General features: G+C 52.2%; 20 protein-coding genes. 16 read left to right on the top strand and 4 right to left on the bottom strand.

The window, feature by feature from the left end; genetic code table 11:
• The first annotated feature begins 19 nt into the window (after positions 1–19).
• The 6 genes from AC1W8Y_RS09590 (at position 20) to AC1W8Y_RS09565 (ending at position 7,827) form a co-directional block, all read left to right on the top strand.
• Entirely contained in the window at positions 20–769 is a 750-nt protein-coding gene (locus tag AC1W8Y_RS09590) for an SDR family oxidoreductase (protein WP_482014249.1), read from the top strand.
• A 95-nt stretch (positions 770–864) separates the two neighbouring features.
• The gene (locus AC1W8Y_RS09585; protein ID WP_482014248.1) at positions 865–1,725 is read left to right on the top strand and encodes a fumarylacetoacetate hydrolase family protein; all 861 of its coding nucleotides are present in this window, start codon (positions 865–867) and stop codon (positions 1,723–1,725) included.
• 105 nt (positions 1,726–1,830) lie between these two features.
• Entirely contained in the window at positions 1,831–3,546 is a 1,716-nt protein-coding gene (locus AC1W8Y_RS09580; RefSeq protein WP_482014284.1) for an IlvD/Edd family dehydratase, read from the top strand.
• Between the two features lie 34 nt (positions 3,547–3,580).
• Positions 3,581–4,696 (top strand): ABC transporter ATP-binding protein, encoded by a 1,116-nt coding sequence (locus tag AC1W8Y_RS09575; protein WP_482014247.1) that lies wholly within the window; start codon positions 3,581–3,583, stop codon positions 4,694–4,696.
• 10 nt (positions 4,697–4,706) lie between these two features.
• Positions 4,707–6,440 carry an ABC transporter permease gene (locus AC1W8Y_RS09570; protein ID WP_482014246.1) on the top strand — a complete coding sequence of 578 codons (1,734 nt, stop codon included), beginning with the start codon at positions 4,707–4,709 and terminating at the stop codon, positions 6,438–6,440.
• Positions 6,424–7,827, top strand: a complete 1,404-nt coding sequence (locus AC1W8Y_RS09565) for an L-lactate permease (protein WP_482014245.1) — start codon at positions 6,424–6,426, stop codon at positions 7,825–7,827. The genes AC1W8Y_RS09570 and AC1W8Y_RS09565 overlap by 17 nt, the downstream gene beginning before the upstream one ends.
• Positions 7,828–7,884: 57 nt before the next feature.
• Here the strand turns inward: AC1W8Y_RS09565 and AC1W8Y_RS09560 are convergent, their stop codons facing one another.
• A complete protein-coding gene (locus AC1W8Y_RS09560; protein ID WP_482014244.1) occupies positions 7,885–8,577 on the bottom strand; it encodes a type 1 glutamine amidotransferase domain-containing protein in 693 nt (230 codons plus the stop codon).
• A 150-nt stretch (positions 8,578–8,727) separates the two neighbouring features.
• Here AC1W8Y_RS09560 and AC1W8Y_RS09555 point away from each other — a divergent pair, with 150 nt between their 5' ends.
• A complete protein-coding gene (locus AC1W8Y_RS09555; protein ID WP_482014243.1) occupies positions 8,728–9,669 on the top strand; it encodes an AraC family transcriptional regulator in 942 nt (313 codons plus the stop codon).
• Here the strand turns inward: AC1W8Y_RS09555 and AC1W8Y_RS09550 are convergent.
• On the bottom strand, positions 9,666–10,118 hold the full coding sequence (locus AC1W8Y_RS09550) for a RidA family protein (protein WP_482014242.1): 453 nt from the start codon (positions 10,116–10,118) through the stop codon (positions 9,666–9,668). The two genes, AC1W8Y_RS09555 and AC1W8Y_RS09550, sit on opposite strands and share 4 nt — an antisense overlap.
• A 268-nt stretch (positions 10,119–10,386) precedes the next feature.
• Between AC1W8Y_RS09550 and AC1W8Y_RS09545 the strand changes: the two genes are divergently transcribed.
• The 4 genes from AC1W8Y_RS09545 to AC1W8Y_RS09530 all read left to right on the top strand — a co-directional run bounded on the left by AC1W8Y_RS09545 (position 10,387) and on the right by AC1W8Y_RS09530 (position 17,818).
• Positions 10,387–10,863, top strand: coding sequence for a Dps family protein (locus AC1W8Y_RS09545; protein WP_482014241.1), 477 nt, complete (start codon positions 10,387–10,389; stop codon positions 10,861–10,863).
• A 121-nt stretch (positions 10,864–10,984) separates the two neighbouring features.
• Complete coding sequence (locus AC1W8Y_RS09540) at positions 10,985–14,302, top strand: acetyl-CoA carboxylase family protein (protein WP_482014240.1); 3,318 nt, start codon at positions 10,985–10,987, stop codon at positions 14,300–14,302.
• Between the two features lie 8 nt (positions 14,303–14,310).
• Positions 14,311–16,770: a CaiB/BaiF CoA-transferase family protein gene (locus AC1W8Y_RS09535; protein WP_482014239.1), complete on the top strand. Its 2,460-nt coding sequence runs from the start codon at positions 14,311–14,313 to the stop codon at positions 16,768–16,770.
• Between the two features lie 34 nt (positions 16,771–16,804).
• A complete protein-coding gene (locus AC1W8Y_RS09530) occupies positions 16,805–17,818 on the top strand; it encodes a tripartite tricarboxylate transporter substrate binding protein (protein ID WP_482014238.1) in 1,014 nt (337 codons plus the stop codon).
• On the opposite strand, the gene AC1W8Y_RS09525 is transcribed toward AC1W8Y_RS09530, so the two are convergent.
• Both AC1W8Y_RS09525 and AC1W8Y_RS09520 read right to left on the bottom strand, forming a co-directional pair.
• Complete coding sequence (locus AC1W8Y_RS09525) at positions 17,819–18,388, bottom strand: glutathione S-transferase (protein ID WP_482014237.1); 570 nt, start codon at positions 18,386–18,388, stop codon at positions 17,819–17,821.
• Positions 18,389–18,391: 3 nt separating this feature from the next.
• Positions 18,392–20,038 (bottom strand): electron transfer flavoprotein-ubiquinone oxidoreductase, encoded by a 1,647-nt coding sequence (locus tag AC1W8Y_RS09520; protein ID WP_482014236.1) that lies wholly within the window; start codon positions 20,036–20,038, stop codon positions 18,392–18,394.
• Between the two features lie 141 nt (positions 20,039–20,179).
• Between AC1W8Y_RS09520 and AC1W8Y_RS09515 the strand changes: the two genes are divergently transcribed.
• From AC1W8Y_RS09515 to AC1W8Y_RS09495, 5 genes are all read left to right on the top strand, one after another.
• Positions 20,180–20,638 carry an acyl-CoA thioesterase gene (locus AC1W8Y_RS09515; protein ID WP_482014235.1) on the top strand — a complete coding sequence of 153 codons (459 nt, stop codon included), beginning with the start codon at positions 20,180–20,182 and terminating at the stop codon, positions 20,636–20,638.
• A 54-nt stretch (positions 20,639–20,692) separates the two neighbouring features.
• Positions 20,693–21,394 carry a CoA transferase subunit A gene (locus AC1W8Y_RS09510; protein WP_482014234.1) on the top strand — a complete coding sequence of 234 codons (702 nt, stop codon included), beginning with the start codon at positions 20,693–20,695 and terminating at the stop codon, positions 21,392–21,394.
• A gap of 12 nt (positions 21,395–21,406) precedes the next feature.
• Positions 21,407–22,057, top strand: coding sequence for a 3-oxoacid CoA-transferase subunit B (locus AC1W8Y_RS09505; RefSeq protein WP_482014233.1), 651 nt, complete (start codon positions 21,407–21,409; stop codon positions 22,055–22,057).
• A gap of 96 nt (positions 22,058–22,153) precedes the next feature.
• On the top strand, positions 22,154–23,152 hold the full coding sequence (locus AC1W8Y_RS09500) for an isoaspartyl peptidase/L-asparaginase family protein (RefSeq protein WP_482014283.1): 999 nt from the start codon (positions 22,154–22,156) through the stop codon (positions 23,150–23,152).
• On the top strand, positions 23,149–25,101 hold the full coding sequence (locus AC1W8Y_RS09495) for a dipeptide ABC transporter ATP-binding protein (RefSeq protein ID WP_482014232.1): 1,953 nt from the start codon (positions 23,149–23,151) through the stop codon (positions 25,099–25,101). The genes AC1W8Y_RS09500 and AC1W8Y_RS09495 overlap by 4 nt, the downstream gene beginning before the upstream one ends.
• Positions 25,102–25,137: the final 36 nt, after the last annotated feature.

The raw sequence follows: 25,137 nt of genomic DNA, 5'->3' as shown, positions 1-25,137 counted from the left end.
ATTTTAAGGAGCAAGTAGGATGAGACTGCAAGGTAAAACAATACTGATCACCGCCGCAGGGCAGGGCATCGGTCGCGCATGTGCGCTGGAGATGGCTAAACAAGGGGCCACCGTTTGGGCAACGGATATTAATCAAGGCTTGTTAGATAAGCTTGCCGGCATCACTAATATACGTACCGAGGTGCTAGATGTGTTGAAAACGGCCGATGTTGATGCGTTGGCCAAGAAAATCGGTGCGATTGATGTGCTCTTTAATTGTGCTGGCTTTGTACATCAAGGTGATATTTTTCACGTGAGCAACGAGGATTGGGATTTCAGCATGGACTTAAACGTTAAGTCGATGTATCGCACGATCCGCGCGTTTTTGCCTGACATGTTAAGCAAAGGCCACGGCAGCGTGATCAACATGGCCTCTGGCGCTTCCAGTATCAAAGGCGCACCAAACCGTGTCATCTATGGGGCATCAAAAGCGGCTGTGATTGGATTGACCAAGGCACTGGCGGCAGATTATGTGGCGAAAGGGGTGCGCTTTAATGCGATTTGTCCCGGGACGATCGAGTCCCCCTCGTTAGGTGATCGCATCAAAGCTGTGTCGACGGATACCGGTAAAAGCATTGATGAGGCACGCGGTATGTTCGTCGCTCGACAACCGATGGGCCGGTTAGGCACGGATCAAGAGATTGCTTACCTTGCGGTGTATCTGGCATCCGACGAATCTAGCTTCACGACCGGAACCATTAATGTCATTGATGGGGGTTGGACGTTGTAAGACGTTTTCATCTTAATATTGCAGTGAGCGGCGGTTTCTTCTAGAAGCCGAGTCATTGAATCTATTCAAATACCAAGACAAACAGGAGCAATCTCATGAAACTCGTTAGCTACGGTCCGAAAGGCAAAGAGAAGCCAGGCCTCATCGATCACGATGGTCAATTGCGCGACCTCTCGGGTGTTGTTGAACACATTGGCCCAGAGCAATTATCAGCAAAGTCCTTGAAGGCATTGGCTAAGATCGATCCAGCGACGTTGCCCAAAGTAAAGGGTAAGCCGCGATTTGGCGTGCCTTTCCAAGGGGTGGGCAAGTTTCTGGCGATTGGTTTGAATTACTCCGACCATGCGGCTGAGTCTGGCTTGCCGGTTCCGAAAGAGCCAATTATGTTCTTCAAAGCGGATACTAGTTTGAATGGGCCCAATGATGAAGTGATGCTGCCCAAGGACTCAAAAAAATCAGACTGGGAAGTCGAGCTGGGCATTGTCATCGGCAAGAAAGCCCAATATGTCTCTAAAGAAGACGCGCTCAAACACGTGGCAGGTTACTGCGTGGTTAACGATGTCTCAGAGCGTGAGTATCAGATCGAGCGCGGGGGCACTTGGGATAAAGGCAAGGGCTGCGATACGTTCGGCCCTGTTGGTCCGTGGTTAGTGACGACCGATGAAATCAAAGATCCGCAAGTTTTGGATATGTGGCTGGATGTGAATGGCAAGCGTTTTCAGACTGGCAACACCAAAACGATGATTTTTGACTGTGCAACGATCATCAGCTACGCAAGCCAGTTCATGACCTTAATGCCTGGCGACATTATCACGACGGGTACACCTCCTGGTGTTGGAATGGGGGTCAAACCCAAACCTCGTTTCCTGAAAGCTGGCGATGTCATGACCCTTGGCATTGCTGGTCTTGGTGAGCAGAGACAACAGGTCGTTGCCTACAAAAAAGCGGGTAAATAAGTACTTCGATCAGATCGTGAAAAAGGGGTGTTGCTCGTGACCGAGTCAAAGAAGAAAGCAGATAAAAAAGCCAGCAAATCTGGGGCCAACAAAGCTGAAGCGAAATTGAACTTGCGTTCTAGCCAATGGTTCAGTCGCAATGATATCTACGGGTTTATTTACCGTAGTTGGATGAAAAATCGTGGCATTCCTCACGATCAGTTCGATGGTCGCCCAGTGATTGGTATCTGTAACACTTGGTCCGAGCTGACCCCTTGTAATAGTCACTTTCGCGTGCTGGCTGAGCAAGTTCGCCAGGGCGTGCTCGAGGCAGGCGGGTTTCCGCTTGAGTTTCCGGTCACCTCTTTAGGTGAAACGTTGGTGAGACCGACTGCGATGTTGCTTCGTAACCTCGCGAGCATGGACGTAGAGGAAACGATCCGGGCGAACCCGCTTGATGGGGTGGTGTTGTTGTTCGGTTGTGATAAGACGACGCCCTCGCTACTGATGGGTGCATCAAGCGTCAATATTCCGACCATTGGGGTCTCTGGTGGCCCAATGCTCAACGGCAAGTATCGCGGGACAGACATTGGTTCTGGGACTAATACTTGGTCGATGTCTGAAGATGTGCGTGCTGGCAAGATGACGCTCGATGAGTTTCATGAGGCCGAGTCTTGCATGCATCGCTCTCACGGACATTGCATGGTCATGGGTACCGCCTCGACGATGGCCAGTATGGTCGAAGCCTTGGGGGTTGCGTTGCCTGGTAATGCGGCTTATCCGGCCGTGGATGCTCGCCGTAATGTGCTTGCACGCGAATCCGGTCGGCGTATCGTGCAAATGGTGAAAGAAGATCTTACGCTATCCAAAGTATTGACCCGAGAGGCTTTCGAGAATGCCATTCGCACGAATGCGGCGATCGGTGGCTCAACCAACGCCGTGATCCATCTGATCGCGATTGCTCGTCGCATCGGTGTAGAGCTCTCGATCGACGATTGGGACAAGTTTGGTCGCGACGTTCATACGCTGCTGAATTTGATGCCAAGCGGCAAGTATTTGATGGAAGACTTTTGTTATGCCGGCGGTTTACCGGTCGTTTTGCGAACCCTGGGTGAGGAGGGTAAGTTAAACAAGAAGGCCTTGACGGTGACGGGTAAATCGATCTGGGATAACAATAAGAAAGCCGAGTGCTTTAACCGCGACGTCATCACGGAATGGCAAAAGCCTTTTAAAGAGAACACCGGTATTGCGGTGCTGCGTGGCAACCTTTGCCCGGATGGTGCGATTATCAAACCTTCGGCAGCGACGCCGAAATTGCTCAAGCATAAAGGCCGTGCCGTTGTGTTTGAAGATATCGAAGACTTTCATCGGCGCATCGATAGTCCCAAACTCGACATCGACGAGCACTGCATCATGGTGTTAAAAAATTGCGGTCCCAAGGGGTATCCGGGTATGGCAGAAGTGGGCAATATGCCACTGCCGCCCAAGATTCTGAAGAAAGGTATCACTGACATGATACGGATTTCAGATGCGAGGATGAGCGGCACTGCCTACGGCACCGTGGTCTTGCATGTGGCGCCAGAGGCAGCGGCAGGTGGGCCATTGGCGCTCGTTGAAAATGGCGACATGATTGAATTGGATGTAGCCAAACGGCGCTTGCATCTCGATGTGAGCGAAGAAATCCTGGCGAAACGCCGTGCCAAATGGAAGGCCCCCAAACCTCCCCTTGACCGTGGTTACTACAAGCTCTACGTAGATCACGTGAATCAAGCCAATGATGGCGTGGATTTTGATTTTCTGGTGGGATGTAGTGGCAGTAAAGTGCCAAGAGACAATCATTGATGGTTGTCGCTGAGCTCACCACCCGAGAGACTTGATGATTCGCATCAGCGCCTTACGCAAAACGCTCAAAACGCCAGATCGTGACTGGCCGATTTTGAGCGACATTTACCAGACGATCCCGACGGGGTCGTTTTTTACGTTACTCGGCCCGAGTGGATCGGGCAAAACTACGCTGTTGAGGATCTTGGCTGGATTTGAGTCTTATGACTCAGGCGACGTGTCGTTCGGTGATCAGTTGGTGTCGTCCCCCAAGCGCGGTGTTCATATCCCCACCCACCAAAGGGACCTCGGGATGGTCTTTCAGTCGTATGCCTTGTGGCCTCATCTGAGCATTTACGACAATATTGCTTTCCCCTTGACCACGAGTCGCGGCAAGGACACTGGCGTTGATATCCCGCAAGAAGTCATGCGTATGGCCGATTTAGTCGGATTGACCGCGCACTTGAAAGCACCTTCGCGGCTGTTAAGTATCGAGCAGCGTTACAAAGTCGCGTTGGCACGGGCGTTGATCACTAAGCCTCAGCTGCTGTTGCTTGACGAACCGTTAGGGCAACTTGACCCTTTTTTGCGAGAGCAAGCGCGATATGAGCTCAAGACTGTACAACGTAAGACGCAAACGACGACTGTCTATGTTGCGCAAGAAAAGTCAGAAGCGCTATCGATGTCAGACTATGTGGCTGTCATGAACGCGGGTCGAATTGAAATGACAGGCAGCCCCCAAGACGTGTACGGCAGGCCCAATACAGCACTGGTTGCACAATCATTAGGATTTTGTAATTTTGTTTCTGCTACCTTGAGACAAAAAATCGATTCACAACATGGGATAGCAGAGACGCAATGGGGCTCGGTCACGGTCGAAATGGAATCCTTACCGACACTGAATAAAAAAATCACCTTGATGATGCGTCCCGAAAATTTGATCCGCGTGGATGGCACTAATCCCAATATCCCACTGGCGAGTGACGCACTAAGAATGCGCGGCCGGATCTTGTCGAGTATGTATTTCGGAGAACGCCAAGAGACTGAAGTGCTTGTCGGGGTGCAACAATTTCGATTCCGTCATACGCCCTTCAATGCAAGAGAAGGACGAGACCTCACGTTGGCGTTGCGCAACGATCGGTGCTGGGCGATTGCGGAGCAATCAACGTGATAGAGCGGCCATGAGCGCAGCTGACAACGTGAACCGGTGGGCTCGTGCTGCTTTGGTGTTGGGTTTTGCGTTGCTATGCTTGATCGTACTTTTGCCTTTGCTACTGGTCGTTATTGAGACTGTCTTCATCGATGTTGACGGGCACAGGCAAGTCTCGTTGGCACATTATGCTGACTTCTTCTCCACCGCTGAGCACTACCTCGTCGTCGGTCGAACGCTGTTGTTGAGTGCTACCACCACCTTGCTTGCGGCAACCATCGGATTTGTTTTTGCCTGGCTAGCCATCCGAACGAATGTACCAGGTGGTCAGTGGATGCACCTCGCCATGATGATCCCGCTACTTATTCCCCCGTCGCTTGGTGCCATTAGCTGGGTGCTTTTGTTGAATCCGTCGAGCGGCTTAGTGAACCTTTGGTTGGGCCGGATTTTTCCGCAAGGGTTGTTCAATATTTATTCGTTTTCCGGCATGGTGTTTGTCGAGTTCTTGAGTGGATTACCCCTTGCGTTCATGTTGTTTTACGCAAACTTATCGGCAACGGATCCCATACTCGAAGAGGCCGCAGCGGCATCAGGCGCAAGCGTTTGGGAGACCTTCAAGCGAGTGACGATGCCGCGCATGGCGCCGCATTTCCTATCTGTACTGGTGATACTGTTTCTCTTGGGCATAGAGAGCTTTGATGTCGGCTGGTTCCTGGGATACCCGGCAAAGCTGAATTTGCTCAGCGTTGAAATGTTTGTTCGATCTAGGTTGGCTGAACCCGCAGATCTTGGTGGCGCTGCCATCTTCGGCGTGTGCTTAATCGTGTTGACATTGCTGTTGGTTCGGTTTTACAGAAAGTTCTTAGCGCAAGCGCTGCACTTGACGGTGCAGCGGGGCAAGCAATACAAACATCACCCCTTCGATATTGGACGATATCGGTGGATCGCCAGTGCCAGCTTTTATTTGTTGATTGTGCTGGGCGGTCTGATGCCCTTGCTGGTTATGCTGGCAAGTTCACTCGATCTCTCGCTCGATTCATCTATTTGGTCTTTGTCACCTCGGTTGTATCACTATCGGTGGGTGGTTGAAGATGTGACCTCATGGCAGGCCGTCATGAACTCGGTTTGGGTTGGTTTAGGCGGCGCGCTAGTGGCGATCTGCCTTGGTTTTCCTTGTGCAGTCTTTTTTATCAAAGCGAACCAGACGTTTCGTCAAGCGATTGCTTACCTCACGTTTACCCCGTTTGTATTGCCCACCTCGCTGTTGTCGCTTGGGGTATTCGTGGCATTTGACCAAAGCGCTGTCTATGGAACAGTCTGGTTGCTATTGTTGGGCTTTTGTTTAAAAGCGGTGCCGATCAGTATTCACCATATTCAAGAGAGCGTATTGAAGGTTCATGACGACGGGGAATTGGCGGCAAGGGCCTCGGGCAGCGGATTTCTGCCCACAGTAGGGCGGATTGTGTTGCCTATGGTTTCACCGAGCCTTTTGAGCGCATGGTTATTGTTGTTTTTACTTTTTATGCGTCAGTCAAATCTGCCGTTGATGCTTGCAACGCCTGATGCCGAAGTGATGAGTACGGTGTTGTTTCAAGAGTGGAAGGCTGGTGCGGTCGGGCATGTCGCTGCATATGGGATGTTAATCGTGACCTCATCTCTGATCTTGGTCGTCTTAGCAAGATGGTTGATCCGTGCGCAGGTTGTCGTTAAAAAGCCGTCGTCATTGCTGACAAATTCGTCTCATCGCCATGCAACTCATCATTAGTGCTGCCCCCGTTCTGGTGACGCTTCTCGCGCTTGGTATTGGACTGAGGTCGTTGTATGCCGCGCTACTGGGCGTTGGCGCTGCCGTGATTGTGATGCTGTTTGCTTTTCCGGTCCCCCTTGAACAAGGCGGGCCATTGCTCATGCGGTGGATGCCCATTCTGATCGAAGTGCTGGCCATTGTGGGCGGCGGACTCTTGCTGTCTGAAGTGCTACGCCACGCGGGTGCGCAGGCTGAGCTGGCTGCGTGGATCAAGAACCGAGCAGGCGGTGGGGTCAGTGCAGTTCTTTTGGTGGTTCACGGCATCACCCCCTTTGCAGAATCATTAACAGGTTTTGCGATTGGTATCACCATCGGCATTCCGCTCTTGGCCCATTTTGGCTTGCCATCGAAAAAGGTGACAGTGATTGGCCTGTTAGGGCTTTGTACGATCCCTTGGGGTTCGATGGGGCCGGGCACGATGGTCGCCGCTTCGCTCTCAGCGCTTTCTTTTCATGATCTTGGTGTTGCCTCGGGGGTTGTCAGCCTGATCCCACTGACTATCACGGGTATGGTCGCCGCATGGCTTGTGTCACTGCCAGGCTCACGCCTGATCGCTGTCTCGCAAGGCCTGTTGTCTGGCATCGCGTTAACCCTCGCTATTACGGGCTTCAACACGGTGTTTGGTACCAGCCCGGCAGGGGCGCTTGGTAGCCTGACCATCATTGTTGTGCATCTGTTGAAGGGACGCAAGGCGGGTCACGACCCATTGAAACGTGAAGCACGCAAAGGCTTGATGAGCTATGCGGTGCTGCTGCTCGGTGTGTTAACAAGTGGCTGGCTGATCAGGTCGATCGACTTGATGTCAACCTTGGGATTCTTTGCTTCGCCTGGCCTATGGCTCTTTGTCGCGAGCTTTTTTTTCACTCGCCGTGTGCCTGATTTAACACCCGTGAAACGTGCGTGGTCCTCTTGGTTACAAGTGGCACCAGTGACGGGTCTGTTTATTGTCATGGGGATGTTGATGGCAGTATCTGGCATGGCGGCTTATCTTGCGCAGGCCATTTCCACCATGGGCAAAGCGTATTTGGCTGTCGCCCCTTTTGTTGGTGCAACGGGGGGGCTGATCACGGGCTCCAACGTTGGGGCTAATTCAATGTTTGCGACCACGCAGGCGGCCATTGCGCGCTCGCTAGGGATCAGTGTGCTTTGGTTCATGGCGACTCATAACGTTGCCGCGGCATTTTTGATGATGGCATCCCCGGGCAAAATCGAAATGGCGATTCAATTGGCACCCAGTGATGCCGCACAGCACAGACGCTGGATTCAGTGGACGTTACTTGGCGTTGCGTTAGCCGTGGTAACGTCCTTAGCGGTGGCCAATGTGGTGATCGCCATCGTTGCTTAACGGTTGTTTTGCAAACGCGAGTCGGTGATCAAGCGCTCCGACATCGGTGTAAAACGATCAGGCTGTTGATTTCGTGAGCATGTCATACAACAAGTGCGCGACTTTTTCGGATGACGCTGGATTTTGACCCGTGATCAGTAAACCGTCGGCGACCGCGAAAGGTGCCCAATCGGCACCCTTTTGATAAAAGGCACCGTTGGCTTTGAGCATGTCTTCTACCAAAAATGGGACGATGTTGGTCAACTGCACCGCTTCCTCTTCTGAGTTAGTGAAGCCAGTGACCGTTTTGCCTTTAACCAAAAAATCACCATTCGCAAGACGTACATTTTTCAAAACACCTGGTGCATGACAAACAAAGGCAACTGGCTTTGTCGCGTTGTAGAAGTCGGTTATTAATCGAATTGAATCAGTGTCGTTGGCCAGGTCCCAAAGCGGACCATGACCGCCAGGATAGAACACCGCATCGTAGTCAGCCACCTTCACCGCGCTCAGCGTTGTCGTATTGGCGAGCTGTTTAAGCAAGCTTTCGTCCGTGGACATTCTTTTTGTGGTCTCGGTTTGAAATTCGGGGAGATTGCTTTTGGGGTCGACCGGCGGTTGGCCGCCTTTGACTGAGCAAAGGGTGACTTGTACGCCTTTGTCAGTCAGTGCGTAATAAGGCGCCGCTAATTCTTCTGTCCAAAAACCGGTTTTTAAACCGGTGTCGCCGAGGTCTTCGTGGCTAGTAATAACGAACAGAACATTTTTCATGTTGAGATACCAATTTATTTGATCGAGGGACATTCATCTTAGGTGACTCGTGGGTCAGTCACAAGGCAATTAGCAGCAAATTTGTGCCTAAAACAATCAAATTTTTTTAAAAAATTAGACATTTTCTTCAATTTATTGCCTAATGCTGCAATGAATAAATTAGACATGTATGAAGTTGCTCGACAACTATTCTGGCGATGTGCCCAACCTGAGCCGATGATCAGCGAGGCATCGCAGACACCGTTGCGCGAGGGAAAATACGACACAGTACTGCCCAATGTGCGCATTTTTCATCAGATACAAGCGCCGCTCAAAGAATGTGGCGTGTATTCGCCGTGTTTGGTCTTTATTTTTTCAGGGGCGAAACATGGTGAGCTGGGTCACTGGCGTTTTACCTATGACGTTGATCATTATTTATTGCTTACCTCAACCTATCCTTTGCAATGCAAGATCGACGCGACGCTGACTGAACCCCTGCTCGGTATCCAGATTGAGTTAGATCGATCGATGGTCAGTCAATTACTGCATGACATTGGCGAGTTTGGTGCTAACGCAGGCGATGCAACACCGGTTAACTCCAAAATTTCTGGCATTGAATGTTGCCCCATGGATGCGCTGATTAGGCGCTATGTGGGCGAACTTTTATTGACCTTATTCGATCCGCTAGAAGCACGACTATTTGGAGTGGAGCGGGTGCGTGCCCTGATATATGCCTTGTTGCAAGGCGAGGGGGGAAGACTGTTACAACACTGGAATCTGATCGATGGTCAGTTTTCGCAATTTCAAAAGGCCGTCGCATACATTCAAGCGCATTACAATAAGCCCCTTGATATCGAAACACTAGCGGCACAGGTAGGGCTCAGTGCGGCATCCTTGAACCGGGTTTTTAAACGTTATGCATCGGATTCGCCGATTCAATATTTAAAAAAGATTCGCTTGAACTTGGCGCGACTGCACCTGATTCAAGCGGGTGCGTCGGTGCAACAGGCTGCCTATCGCGTGGGGTACGAAAGCCCCTCGCAATTCAGTCGTGAATTCAAGCGGTACTTTGGCTATGCCCCCAAGCGTAGTTCATTGCTTGGCTTGCCCTAATCGCGCTGATTTGCCGCTAGCGGCTTGTAGGCAATTGCTTTGATTTCAATTCGCAGCAACGGATGAGGCAATTGATGGACGGCGACCGTGGTGCGAGTTGGCCCATCGTAATCAAAATACTCGGCATAGACGGCGTTGTAGGCCGCAAAGTCGTTCATGTCGACGAGGTAGGCACATATCTCGACCAGATCGGATAGTTCGGCATCGACACTCTTTAAGATGCCACGAATGTTTTCGATCACAGCCCGCGTTTGTTCTGCAATATCCGAACGAGTAGCACCAAAGGCATCGACTTGCTCGGCGCCGGCAATCGTGTTGTCTGCGCGGCGTGAGCTCGTACCTGATATATACAGAAAATCACCCGCACGCCGAATATGCGGAAATTTGCCTCTTGGCGTTGCTTTGCCCGCTACCAACTTAGCTTGAACGGCATTTGGCGTACTAGTCATGGATATTCTTCTCTTGTGATGGCTCGCTAGTTAATCATCCGGTGCTGCAAAGGGAGCGTACGACAGCATTGTCACGCCGAGCTGAAACGTTAACACTGAAAAGAACCATCGACTGGCAAAGAAACGGAATCATGCAAGGCTTGTACCCGCAGGCTTCTTGGATATCAACGGGGAGTCGGTGCCCGGTTGTCAGCCTTGTGCTTTACCCCCAACCACGCCAAATTGTATTAAGCTAAGTTTTGAAATTCATTTTTTAACGAGAGACGAAATGAGCCGAAAAATTGATATTGGTATTGAAGAGGCAGATCGTAAAGCCATTGCCAAAGGCTTATCTGCGCTATTGGCAGACAGCTATTCCTTGTACCTGATGACACATAACTTCCACTGGAACGTCACAGGGCCGATGTTCAACACATTGCACACCATGTTTATGGCCCAGTACACCGAGCAGTGGACAGCGTTGGATTTAATTGCAGAACGGATTCGCGCACTGGGTGAACCGGCACCGGCGACATACAAAGAATTTGCTAAGCTGACCTCGATCGAGGAGGTCTCTGGCAACCCCAAAGCCCTAGAGATGGTCAAACATCTGGTGAAAGCGCAAGAGGCGACTTCAAAAACAGCTCGCAAATTGTTTGCGCTAGTTGAAAAAGCAAACGATCAACCGACAGCTGATTTGCTCACGCAAAGACAAAATATTCACGAAAAAACGGCTTGGATGCTGAGAAGCTTGCTCGAAGAGTGACGATAGCCAACGGTTGAACCGCAAATTATCCAATCACGGGCAGTGAAATTAGCATGTTCGATTGAGCATGCTGGTTCAAGTAGTACAAGATCTATAAAAAAATAAGATCAAGGGACAAGTCTTGAGAAAAGTGTTGATTGCCAATCGCGGTGAAATTGCTGTTCGCGTCATTCGCGCTGTGTCAGACTTGGGCATGCAAGCAGTGGCCGTTTATGCCGAAGACGACGAACGAAGTGTTCATGTCGGCATGGCGCACGAAGCAGTTGCCTTGAAAGGCAAAGGGTCTGCTGCCTATCTTGATATTGAGGCGATTGTTAGTGCTGCGAAGCAGACAGGCGCAGATGCCATCCATCCTGGCTACGGGTTCCTGAGCGAAAGAGAGGATTTTGCGATGGCTTGCGCCACCGCAGGTCTCGTCTTTATCGGGCCGACGCCAGAGCAACTGAAGCGATTTGGCGATAAAGCACAAGCCATTGATCTCGCCAACACCGTGGGCGTACCCACGTTGCCATCAACACCCGGCGATGCTTCGCTTGAACAAGTGATCAAGTTCTTCGATCTACATGGTTCGGGCGGCATTGTCATCAAAGCGTTAGGTGGTGGCGGTGGCAGAGGAATGCGCGTCGTTACTCGTCCAGAAGAAATCGAACCAGCGTATCTGCGTTGTAAGTCAGAGGCTCTTTCTGCTTTTGGATTGGCCGCCGTGTATGCCGAGAGACTGCTGGTGCGCGCTCGACATATCGAAGTACAAATTGTTGGTGACGGCAATACCGTCGTGGCCCTCGGTGAGCGTGATTGCACGTTGCAACGGAGATTTCAAAAACTGATTGAAATAGCGCCCAGCCCGAAGTTGTTGTCTCGCTTGAGAGCAGGCATGATTCAAGCGTCTCTCGCCATGGCTCAGAGGCTCAATTATCTTAGTCTCGCAACATTTGAATTTTTGGTGGAAGAGGATGCGTCGGGCAATCAGTCAGATTTCTTTTTTATCGAGACCAATCCTCGTTTGCAAGTTGAACATACCGTGACTGAGCAGGTCACCAGGGTAGATCTTGTGGCGACGCAGTTGGAAATTGCGAGAGGCAAGACGCTAGAACAGCTGGGATTTCACAGAGCGCAACCAACGGTTGCGACAGGTTTTTCGATACAAGTTCGCATTAACCATGAGAGCACTGATGACAGGGGGCTCTCTCACCCGGCACAGGGTCAACTGTTGGTGTTTCAACCGCCCAGCGGCATGGGGATTCGCCTCGATACACATGGCTATGCGGGTTACACACCATCACCTTATTACGATACCTTGTTGGCCAAATTGATCGTAACGAGTGCGAGTGCTGACTTCACGGACGCTGTTCGACGTCTACGACGTGCCCTGACAGAGTTTCAAATCGATGGTTTGCAAACTAACCTTTCGCTGCTGAGCGCTCTCGTGGAAAGCGACGATTTTGTAAACCAGCAAATACATACGCGTTATTGGGACGAGCACTTGGGCCACTTGCTTGCCCAAAAAGGAGTCATCGAGGAGCAGCAAAACGGCAAATTGCTGTCTCGGTTAAAGCATGAGGCGGCAAACGGCCCCCTGAGCCCGATGAACAAACAAGAGATGCTGGAAGACCAGTCGCTGGTAGCCGTGCGTGCGGTGACTCACGGATCGCTCGCTGAGCTGACGGTCACCAAAGGTGCCACAGTAGTCGCTGGGCAGACGCTGGCAGTGATAGAGTCTATGAAAATGCAGCATCTGGTGGTGACCGAATCAGCAGGTATAGTCGTCGACCTCAGGGCTCACATCGGTGAGCTTGTTCAACGAGGTCAAATTTTGATTGCCCTTGAAGCGATGACCGACCTGCAAACGGCAATGAGCTCAACATCGGCAAGCCCAGATCCCAATCAGATACGACCTGATTTGCAAAAAGTGATTGATCGACAGGCTTACTTGCTTGATGAGAATCGGCCGGATGCGGTTGCCCGTCGGCGCTCAAGGGGACAACGCACCGCCCGTGAAAACGTTGCCGACCTCTGCGACCCCGACACGTTTGTCGAGTATGGCGGATTGGCTGTGGCTGCGCAAGCGACGCGTAGAGCCAAACAAGACCTCATTGCCAACACGCCAGCTGATGGTTTGATTACGGGCGTCGGCGATATCAATGGTGCATTAGTCAGCAAGGCGCATCGAACGAGTGCAGTGATGGCATACGACGCAACTGTCTTGGCGGGCACGCAGGGCAAACGAAATCATGTCAAAACTGACCGACTGGTTGAAGTCGCGATGCGCAATAAATTTCCCTTCGTGCTATTTGCTGAAGGCGGTGGCGGACGGCCAGGTGAGGTCGACATCCCTTCTATCTCTGGTCTACATCAACCGTCTTTCGCTTCATTTGCTGAACTGAGCGGAGAAGTGCCTGTCGTGGGGATTGTTTCGGGACGATGTTTTGCTGGGAACGCAGCATTTCTGGGGTGCTGCGATGTGATCATCGCTGATCGATCTGCCAACATTGGCATGGCAGGGCCCGCGATGATTGAAGGCGGCGGGCTCGGTATTTTTCGGCCTGAGGAGGTTGGTCCGGCAAGTGTGCAGTTCGCTAATGGCGTCATCGATGTGCTTGTCGATAACGAAGTACAGGCCGTGGCGGCAGCAAAACACTACCTCTCGATGTTTCAGGGATCGATTGAGCAATGGCAGGCACCAGACGCTAGAGTGCTGAGAAGTGTCGTCCCTGAAAATCGCCTGCACGCCTACGATACACGTCGTGCTATCGAAGGCATCGCTGATGTGGGTAGCGTTCTTGAACTCAGGGCTGGTTTCGGTACGGGCATTCATACGGCGTTGGCCCGAATTGAGGGCAAGCCCGTTGGCATCGTTGCAAACAATCCTAAGGTGTTGGGTGGCGCCATTGACGCAGATGCGGGCGACAAGGCAGCGCGATTCATGCAGTTATGCAACGCGCACGGGTTGCCGATTGTGTCGTTGATTGACACGCCGGGTTTTATGGTCGGACCTGAAGTGGAGGCTAAGGCGCAGGTGCGTCATGTTTCTCGCATGTTTTTGATCGGGGCAAAATTGCGTGTGCCCTTATTGGCAGTCACGCTTCGCAAGGCCTACGGACTGGGTGCAATGGCGATGGCAGGCGGTGGGTTTCGCAGTGCGGATTGCAAAATCTCATGGCCCACGGGCGAATTTGGTCCCATGGGGCTGGAAGGTGCGGTCAGACTCGGCTTTAAAAAGGAACTCGATGCGGTTGCAGACAGCGCAGCGCGGAAAGCGCTCTATGACAAACTGGTTGCGCAAATGTATGAGCGAGGACACGCCTTGAACGTAGCGGCTCACGTCGAAATTGATGCAGTTATTGACCCTGCAGAAACAAGACGATGGCTTGTTAAGGGGATTGCGGCGAGTGTGCTTCGATCTCATGTCCAGACGAGATCATTCGTTGACGCGTGGTGACCCGTGAGATGATAGCGCTGCCTCAAGTCGACCAATTAGCACTCAAAGGTTTGCGTGTCCTCGAGATCGGGGAAGGTGCTGGCCTTGCCTACGCGGGTAAAGTTTTTGCAGACTTCGGTGCCGAGGTCATCAAAGTCGAGTCTGCAAACGGCGATGCCTGGCGATCCATGCCGCCAGTCATTAGCGTGCGCACCCCAGGAAATCGACCAGAAAGCGCTTTGTTTGGTTGGATGAACACGAACAAGCGCAGTGTCGTCGCGGATGTTGCACAGACGCAAGACCAAACATGGCTTGGAGAGTTGGCGAGAAGCTGCGACATCATTCTCGATGCACGCGCGTTGACGTTGGGTGTTGATGTGTTGGCGCACCGAGTGTGGTCTGACAACTTGAATGACGCCGCAGAGCATTGCCCCATCGAGGTGGATATCACTTGGTTCGGAGACAGCGGCCCCTATGTTGACTATATCGGCACTGACGCCGTCTGCCGTGCCATGGCCGGTGCGGTTCATGGCAGCGGCCCCGAAGACGGCCCACCCCATATGCCGCACGATGTACAAACCGGCATTGCCGTGGGCCTGGCGAGCTTTTCGGTCGCGCTTGCCGCTTGGTTAGGCCGCCAAGATGGTTCTCGTCGCTACGTTCTGAGTGTCCATGAAATTATGTTCAGCATGGTCGAGATGGAAGCGGCGATGGTACAGGATAAGCGACATAGTCCGCGCCGTGGTGTGAATCGGTTTGGCATTACACATCCTGCGGGCATCTATCAAACCAGTGACGGTTGGATTGGTACCTTCACCAACACCCTTGCTCAATGGACAGGGCTGTGCAAAGCGATTGATCGTCCAGACCTCGCCAATGACAGGCGCTTTGCTACGGGTGCTGATCGTATGCAGCACGCAGATCTGATTGACAGTCTATTGACTGATGCCTTTATTAAACGCTCGACACAAGCAGCGGTGACCGCACTGACTGCAGAAAAATTCCCGGCTGTCATTGTACCGACGATGGAACAACTGTTGCAGCAATCGATTCATCGAGAGCGGCATGCCTTTGTGCCGATTGAGGTTGGTGGTGTCGGTCTAGAAGGCCCGGTTTTACCGCAACGATTAGGCGCAGCTGGGCCGCTGCTGGGCGGCTCTGCTCCTGAGCTAGGCGCAGACACCAGCTATTACAAAAATGCAGGCTTACTACGTGCCGCACGATCAAAATATATGCCTTCGGCGCCAACTGAAAAATTGCCGCTGGAAGGCTTACGTATTGTTGATTTATCGATGGGTTGGGCTGGCCCTTTCGCCTCTAGAAAGCTAGCAGATTTGGGGGCAGAGGTGATCAAGATAGAGAGCCCAAGCTACCCCGATTGGTGGCGCGGAACAAACTATACAGAAGAGTTTTATCGTGACAAAGTTTACGAAAAAAACAATAACTTCAATTTGATGAATCGAAATAAATCGGGTTTGGCGATCGATCTCACCAAGCCAGAGGGCAAACAGCTATTCATCGATTTGATTAAGCGCTCGGATGCGTTGATTGAAAACTATTCAGCTGAAGTACTACCAAAACTCGGTTTGGATTACGAAGTCATCCGCCGAGCAAATCCAGATCTCTTGATGCTTTCGATGCCCGCCTTTGGGTTAGGCAACGCATGGAGCAATACCCGGGCCTACGGTGGCACGCTTGAACAAGCGAGCGGCTTGCCTCTGTATACAGGCCATCCGGACGGGCCACCCGCCATGACATCGTATGCGTACGGGGATCCGAACGGTGGTTTGAATGCCACTGCTGCGATGCTGCTGGGGTTTCTGGTGCAACGAACCACTGGTAAAGGTCTGCATATCAATATGTCTCAAGTAGAGGGAATGCTGACCTTGACTGCGCCCTTCATGCTTGAACAGTCATTGACGGGTCGAGTCTCTGCTCGGCAAGGCAATCGCCATGCCGTGCGGTCTCCGCACGGGGTCTATCCCTGTTTGGTCAACGATACGTGGCTTGTCTTAAGCATCACCGGCGATAGCGAATGGCGTTCGCTATGTCGTTTGATGAATAAAGAGCATTGGTTGACCGACCCGACGCTGGTCAGCAGCGCAGGAAGGCTCGCCAAGCAACCGCTACTTGATCAAGAAATTGCTCACTGGTGTCGGCAGCAACGAGTTGAGGTGGCGGTCGCTGCGCTACAGCAGGCAGGTATTGCGGCGGGCCCTGTTCAGACGCTTACTCAAGTGCTTGAAGACCCTCATCTTAATCAGCGAGGTTTTTGGCAAAAGTTACCCAGGGCTTACATCGGCCATTACATTTCTAGTAGCACCTACTTTCGCTTGAATGGCGAACCCATGCCGATTAAGTGTCCGGCGCCAACGCTGGGTCAACATACCAATGACGTGCTGGCGCAATTGCTTGGATTATCGTCTGACGAATGCGCAAAACTTGAGGCCGCAGGCGTGATCGGGAACGAAGCACACCCAAAATGCTAAATCGCTTTTTAAATAGACGCGGGACGACAAACAAATGAAGACCTTATCTCGGTTGCTGAACTTGCTGATGGTAATGAACCTGCTGTTGCTAACAACGGCGTCTGTGTACGCCCAGCGTTCAGCGCCAGACCAAGAGGGGGCAAAGAAATGGCCTGAGAAGCACATTCGCATCGTGGTGGGTTTCCCCGCGGGGTCGCTGACCGATACGATCGCTCGCTTGCTCGCGGAGCAATTATCGACCTCGCTCGGTCAAGCTGTCGTTGTGGAGAACAAACCCGGTGCCAACGGCGTTATCGGCGCGGGTGAAGTGGCGCACGCGCTGCCAGATGGTTATACGCTGCTCGTCACTAACTCTAGTAGCATCACCATCAATCCCCAACTGTATAAGCAAATCAGTTATCGAGCGTCTGACTTTGCACCCGTGTTCACCATACTTGAAGCCCCGTTTATTCTGACAGTTAATCGCGACTGGGCAAACAAGAATGACGTAAAGACGGCGAAAGAACTGATCGAATACGCTCGACGTCATCCAGACAAATTGAGCTTTGGTTCTGCCGGCCAAGGCAATATCTCGCATCTGATGTTTGTGTCATTGAGTAATGCGGCAGGTGTAAAAACCACCCACATTCCCTACAAGAGCGCGTCCCAATCTCAACTGGCCTTAATCAGTGGAGAGTTGGATGCCAACTTCGACACCTTGAGTGCAATCCCTAGCGCTAAAGCCGGCAAGCTCAAAGCGCTAGCGGTTACCGCGGACAAGAGACTCAAAGAGCTACCGGACGTCCCAACGATGGGTGAGGCTGGGTTCGAAAATTTTGAAGTATTTTTTTGGATGGGATTGCTAGCACCCGCGGGCACACCGGATCCAATCGTACAAAAGATCTATGAAGCCGCCAAGCAGATTACTCAAAACAGCAGAGCGATGGCTGCGTTAACGTTGAACGGTGAAGCGTTGATCTTGGACCCCGTCGCTTTCAAGCATCGCATCGAAAAAGAAGTTCCGCAGTGGGGTGAGGTCATCCGCCATGAGGCGCTAATACTTGACTAATTAGCGCGATAGATCAAGCTCAGGGTAACGGCGAAAGATCCCGTTCTCGTTGAACGCGATTCTTCGAGGCGACTTTAGGTAGGCGGCCATCCTCTCGTGGGCTGCGATGCGATCATGAAGGGCGACCAATTTAGCGGCGCGGACTTCCAGAAATTGAGCCGTATAACGCAGCGCTTCCGGCTTCTGATCCTCGTAATACAAACCACTGCTGATCGGGTGATGCGTGTCGTGCACTTCCTTCACAAAGTCAGCGATCGTTAGCTGTAATTGATTTGCCCATAAACGACCCGCTTCGTCGTTGGGTGCCAAGTCAATGTTGGGGCCTAGATATTGCAGAATATTGGCGGTTTGCGCGATGAGCAAAGCACCTGCTCGCAAAAAGGGCGGCGCAAGGGGCGGTGCCATGGCTACGGGTGCATTCATGATCTTGAGAAGCGCAGGTACACCACCCCCCTCGGCCTCTGGCTGTCGAGCAACATCAACATAAGGGGTATCGGTATATTCAAACGCCAAACGAATGAATTCCCCACGCCCCTGAAGAAAAGGCCAGTAAAAAAGTTCGTATTTCATGCCTTACATGCCGCTGTAAACCGGTCCCTCACCACCTTGCGGTGTTACCCAGACGATGTTTTGTGTGGGGTCTTTGATGTCACAGGTTTTGCAGTGAACGCAGTTCTGAGCGTTGATTTGCAGACGATCTGAATTGTCTTCGTCCTTCACAAACTCGTAGACCCCAGCGGGGCAATAGCGTGCCTCTGGCCCTCCATATTTAGCCAAATTGATGGTCACTGGCGTAGACGGGTCTTTGAGGGTTAAGTGAATCGGTTGGTTCTCTTCGTGGTTAGTGTTTGAGATGAACACTGAACTCAGTCGATCAAAAGTCAACACGCCATCCGGCTTTGGATAGTCGATTTTGGGGCACTGATCAGCGGGTTGCAGACAAGCATAGTCTGGTTTGTTGCGATGGATCGTCCAAGGGATGTTTCCCTTGAGTAACCACTGTTCAATCCCCGTCATCAGGGTTCCCACCGCCCGGCCTTTTTTGAACCACTGTTTAAAATTGCGTGCCTTGTTGAGTTCAGTGTGCAGCCAAGATGCTTCAAATGCAGCGGGATAGGCCAGTAATTCGTCGTTCGCACGTTCAGTCGCCAGGGCGGCAAAGGCAGCCTCTGCCGCCATCATGCCAGACTTAATGGCCGCGTGACTGCCCTTGATGCGTGAGGCGTTTAAGAAACCGGCTTCGCAGCCGACCAGCGCACCACCGGGGAAAACAAGCTTAGGCAACGAGAGCAAACCGCCAGCGGTGATCGCTCTTGCGCCGTATGCGATGCGCTTACCACCTTCAAAATGTTTGCGTATCGAGGGGTGCGTTTTGTAGCGTTGAAACTCTTCAAACGGCGAGAGCCAAGGGTTCGCATAGTCTAAGCCGACGACCATCCCCACGGCTACTTGATTGTCGTTAAGGTGATACAGAAATGATCCGCCATAGGTGTCTGAATCCAGAGGCCAGCCTGCTGTGTGAACAACCAAACCTGGGCGCGATTTAGCAGGGTCAATTTCCCACAGTTCTTTGATCCCGATGCCGTACGCTTGTGGGTCGCGGCCGTCTCCCAGTTTGAATTTTTCGATCAATTGTCGGCCCAGTTGACCTCGGGCGCCTTCCGCGAAGATCGTATATTTTGCGTGAAGCTCCATCCCGGGCTGGTATTGATCAGTGGGTTCACCGTCGCGTCCAACACCCATATCCCCCGTCGCTACCCCACACACAGCCCCTTGACCGTTGTACAACACCTCGGCAGCAGAAAACCCCGGGAAGATTTCAACCCCAAGGGCCTCTGCCTGTTCGCCTAGCCAGCGAGCAACCTTACCGAGGCTGATAACATAATTTCCATGGTTCTGAAAACACTCAGGTAACAGCCAATTGGGCGTTTTACGCGCTCCGGTTTCAGTTAAGAACAAAAACTCGTCTTCGATAACCGGGGTGTCTAACGGGGCACCCAAGTTCTTCCAGTCGGGCAACAACTCTGTCAAGGCTTGTGGATCCATGACAGCGCCCGATAAGATATGAGCGCCTATTTCACTGCCTTTTTCAAGCACGCAAACTGACACCTCTTGGCCTTCTTTCGCCGCCAATTGTTTGAGCCGGATGGCAGTCGCCAAGCCGCCTGGGCCACCACCCACGACGACCACGTCATATTCCATCGATTCGCGTTCTGACATGACAGCCCCCAAGTTTTTCTAAATAGCTAAGTAAATAGGTATGATTCCGGCTTGGATTGTATTGCACAGCGCAACGATAGACGATCTCTTTGCCTTGCAAATCAACAAACTAACACTTTTGCTCTGGTGAGGTGGTCCGTCTTGATAAGTAATTCAACCGATTTATTGCAGGTAGGGGATCAGTACGATTTTGAAATCCCCATGCGCTGGGCAGATGCAGATAGCCAGAACCATTTGAATAACGCGATGTATTTCCGTTATTTCGAAGAATCTCGTATGCAGATGCTTTATGTCGATGGTCAGAAATTCTCGGATGATTATTCATCTGTCGTCGTATCGACCAGTTGCGATTTCATTAAACCCGTGATGTATCCGGCGCGCATCCGAATTCGCAACCGCGTGATTCGTCTCGGACGAAGCAGCCTCGAGGCCGAGGCTGATCTTTACGTGGCAGGTGATCTGTCAAGTGGTTCCTATGCGCGCGGCAAGTGGGTACTGGTCTACACCAGCAATGCATCCAATCGCGCCGTGCCTTGGTCTGAGGACATGCTGCGGTTCATGGCTAAAGCCATCTCTGCGTACCGAGTGACTTCAGAGTGAGTTACTCTAATCATAGAAGCAAATAATGCAGAAACCCAGAAAGGAGCAGTTGGCATGAATAAGCTATATGGAAGCGCCCTTGAGGCGCTGACCGGCCTTGTAAAAGATGGACAAACCCTTGCCGTGGGCGGTTTTGGTCTGTGCGGGATCCCTGAAGCGCTGATTGATGCGGTGAAGCAGCTTGGCGTTCAAAACCTGACCTGCATTAGTAATAATGCAGGCGTGGATGGCTTTGGTTTAGGGATCTTGCTGCATACTCGTCAGGTAAAAAAGATGATCGCGTCTTATGTTGGCGAGAATAAAGAATTCGAACGTCAATATTTGGCGGGCGAACTAGAGCTAGAGTTCACGCCCCAAGGCACGTTGGCTGAACGTCTTCGCGCGGGCGGTGCTGGGATACCTGCATTTTTTACCCGCACTGGCGTGGGCACCTTGGTTGCGCAAGGCAAAGAAGTCCGAGAGTTCGATGGCGATCAATACATCATGGAGCGCGGTCTGGTCTCTGACGTTTCACTGGTCAAGGCGTACATCGCCGACCGCAGCGGTAATCTGGTGTTTCACAAAACGGCACGAAATTTCAACCCACCTGTTGCGATGGCGGGCAAAGTGACCGTGGTTGAGGTCGAGAAGGTCGTCGAAAACGGTGAACTTGATCCAGATCAGATTCATTTGCCTGGCATTTACGTTCATCGCATTGTGATCAACGCCACCCCAGAAAAACGTATTGAGCAGCGCACCGTGCGCGCAGCGAATTAAGGAGCACAAGACATGGCATGGACTCGTGACGAAATGGCCGCACGTGCGGCGCGCGAATTGCAAGATGGGTTTTACGTGAATTTGGGGATTGGTTTGCCGACGCTGGTTGCCAACCATGTCCCTGATCACATGGAGGTCTGGCTTCAATCTGAAAACGGGTTGTTGGGCATAGGGCCATTTCCGACCGAAGATGAGGTCGATCCTGACATGATCAATGCTGGCAAGCAGACGGTCACGACGATCCCAGGTTCGTCAATTTTTTCATCGTCGGATTCATTCGCCATGATTCGTGGCGGCAAAATCAATCTGGCTATTCTGGGCGCGATGCAAGTCTCAGAAACGGGTGATTTGGCAAACTGGATGATCCCCGGCAAGATGGTCAAAGGCATGGGCGGGGCAATGGATTTGGTCGCAGGGGTTGGCCGTGTGCTGGTCTTGATGGAGCATGTCGCTACCAAGAAAGACGGTACAACCGACTTGAAATTGTTACCCAAATGTACGTTGCCATTGACTGGTGTTGGTGTGATTGACATGATCATCACTGATTTAGGGGTGATGGCTGTGACCGCTGACGGTCTCAAGCTACTTGAGCTTGCCCCCGGCGTGACCGTCGAGGAGATTCAGTCCAAGACGGCAGCCAAGCTCGATACCTCAGGTATTTAGCAGTTCGACAGCATTTTTACGGCCTTCAGTGACCGTTGAAGAAGAGGCGGCTTTTAGCCGCCTTTTTTTTGTTAACCTCACCCTGACAGGAGACGCATATTGAACCCAGTAATCGTTATTCATGGTGGGGCTGGTACGTTGAGTCGTGCCTCCATCACGCCAGAAAAAGAAAGAGAGTACCGAGATGCACTCAGCAAGGCGTTACTGAGCGGTCAAGCAGTGCTTGCAGAAGGTGGGTCTGCATTGGATGCCGTCACGGTGGCGGTGGTCGAACTTGAAAACTGCCCGCTATTCAATGCTGGGTATGGTGCAGTATTGACTAGCGAGGGGACCCACGAGTTGGATGCCTCGATGATGGATGGTCAAACCCTGCGTTGTGGGGCGGTTGCCGACCTGCATCGCATTAAAAACCCCATTCTTGCAGCGCGTAAGGTTTTAGAAAATAGTCGCCATGTCTTTTTTGCGGGCCAGGGCGCCGAGCGGTTTGCCGAGTCGCAAGGCATTGAAATGGTCGAGCCGTCCTACTTTTCGACCCCTGCTAGGCAAGAGCAATTATTACGCGTGCAAAAAGAAAATCCCAACGCGGCGGTGCTGGATCATGATGGTCAGGCGTTAGTGGCAGAACAACAAGCAAAGCCACCACGAGAAGTGACGGCACATCCCCTAGACGCTGACAAGAAATTTGGGACAGTCGGTGCCGTGGCATTGGATCAGCACGGCAATCTGGCGGCCGCGACTTCAACGGGCGGCATCACCAATAAGCAGGCGGGCAGAATAGGCGATTCACCCATCATTGGGGCGGGGTGTTATGCCAGCAACGATAGTTGCGCCGTGTCAGGCACTGGCACGGGTGAAATGTACATCCGCATGGTCGCCGCGTACGACGTCGCAGCAAGGATGAAGTACGCCGGTGATAGCTTGGCCAAAGCGTCGCATGCGGTCATCTTCGAGGCTATATCGTCGATTGGTGGCAAAGGGGGCTTGATTGCTGTGGATTTTGCGGGCAACATTGAGATGCCTTTCAATACCGAAGGCATGTACCGAGGTTATGCCCGCGTTGGGCATGCACCTGTCACCGAGATTTATCCATCATGATTCAGTCTGCCCCCACGCGCCAACTCGCCGATCGCGACGTCGTCCACGTCGATGACCTCAGTGTGCGTTTTGCCGGGGTTGAACGGACGGTTGATGCCGTTAAGCGCCTGTCCTTTCATGTCGCGCGAGGCGAGACGCTCGCCATTGTCGGCGAGTCGGGATCTGGTAAGTCGGTGACATCACTCGCCCTGATGCGTTTAGTTGAGTATGGGGGCGGGCGTCTGATCAGTGGTTCGATGACCTTGCGTCGCCGAGACGGTTCGCTTGTCGATTTATCGCACGCTGACTCGCACACCATGCGGTCGGTGCGTGGCGCAGACATGGCCATGATCTTTCAAGAACCGATGACCTCGCTCAACCCAGTTTTTACTGCCGGTGACCAAATTGCCGAGTCGATCCGCTTGCATCAGCAGGCGAGTGCCTCGCAAGCCCGTGCCGAGACGCTTCGACTGCTCGAGCAGGTGCGAATCCCAGACGCCAAATCTGTCATTGATCGGTATCCGCATCAATTATCAGGTGGCATGCGTCAGCGTGTCATGATTGCAATGGCACTGGCGTGCAAGCCGGCGTTACTGATCGCTGATGAGCCCACCACTGCCTTGGATGTGACGGTACAAGCGCAAATCCTGCAACTCATCAGACAGCTGCAACAAGAAATGCAGATGGGGGTTATTTTCATTACCCACGACATGGGCGTCGTGGCTGAAGTGGCTGACCGAGTCCTTGTGATGTACAAAGGCGAAAAAGTCGAAGAGGGCGAATCGACACGACTATTTTCAGCGCCACAACACGCCTACACAAAAGCGTTGCTGGCAGCAGTGCCTCGCCTTGGCTCGATGGCTGACACGGATTTACCCGCTCGGTTTGCGTTAGTGACACCCACTGAGACCAGCGCTGCAAGTGATGAGCCAGTCAGTGCAAGCAAAGCAAGCAGCGTGAAAAGTGAGGAAGCAAGCGGCCAAGCAGACGGATCCAGCGTAGATCCGGGTGCGCTGATCTTGCCTTATCGCCATCATGAACCCATTTTGAGCGTGCGCGACTTGGTGACACGTTTTGATCTGAGGGGCGGTATCCTCAATCGCGTACAGCGTCGAGTGCATGCCGTTGAGCATGTGAGCTTCGATTTGTTTCCGGGGGAAACACTGGCATTGGTGGGCGAATCGGGCTGTGGCAAATCCACGACGGGTCGATCGTTACTGAGGCTAGTTGATATTCAAGGCGGTCAAATCAAATTTGACGGGCAAGATGTATTGGCGCTGAAGCATCAACAGCTTCAATCATTGCGCCGAAACATTCAGTTTATTTTTCAAGATCCTTTTGCCTCTCTTGATCCTCGCTTGACAGTGGGTTACTCGATCATGGAGCCGCTGCTGATTCATAAAGTCTGCAGCCCGGCAGAGGCACGCGAACGCGTCGGTCAATTACTGGATCGAGTCGGCTTATCGTGTGAGATGGCGCAGCGCTATCCACACGAGTTTTCTGGCGGTCAACGGCAACGTGTTTGCATTGCGCGTGCGCTTGCGTTAAATCCTAAAGTGGTCATTGCAGACGAATCCGTCTCAGCGTTGGATGTCTCCATTCAGGCCCAGATCATCAATTTACTGATTGATTTGCAACAAGAGCTTGGCGTCGCGTTTTTGTTTATCTCGCACGATATGGCGGTGGTTGAACGTATTAGTCATCGTGTGGCCGTGATGTACCTAGGGCAAATCGTTGAAATTGGCCCACGGCGAGAAATTTTTCAGAATCCTCAGCACCCCTACACGCGTAAGCTCATGGCAGCAGTGCCTATCGCGGATCCGAGTCGGCGTAACAATCATCGGGTACTGGCAGTCGACGAGCTACCGAGCCCCATCCGAGGTCTTAACGATAATCCTCTTGTCTCGCCCTTGGTGCAGGTCGGGCCCGATCATTTTGTTGCTCGCCATGCCGTTGGCGGTATATCTTGAAGGGTAGAATTAGACACTAAGAATAATTAAGATTCG

The organism is Jezberella sp. (genome assembly GCF_964834465.1).
This window is presented reverse-complemented; position numbering and strand designations above follow the sequence as displayed.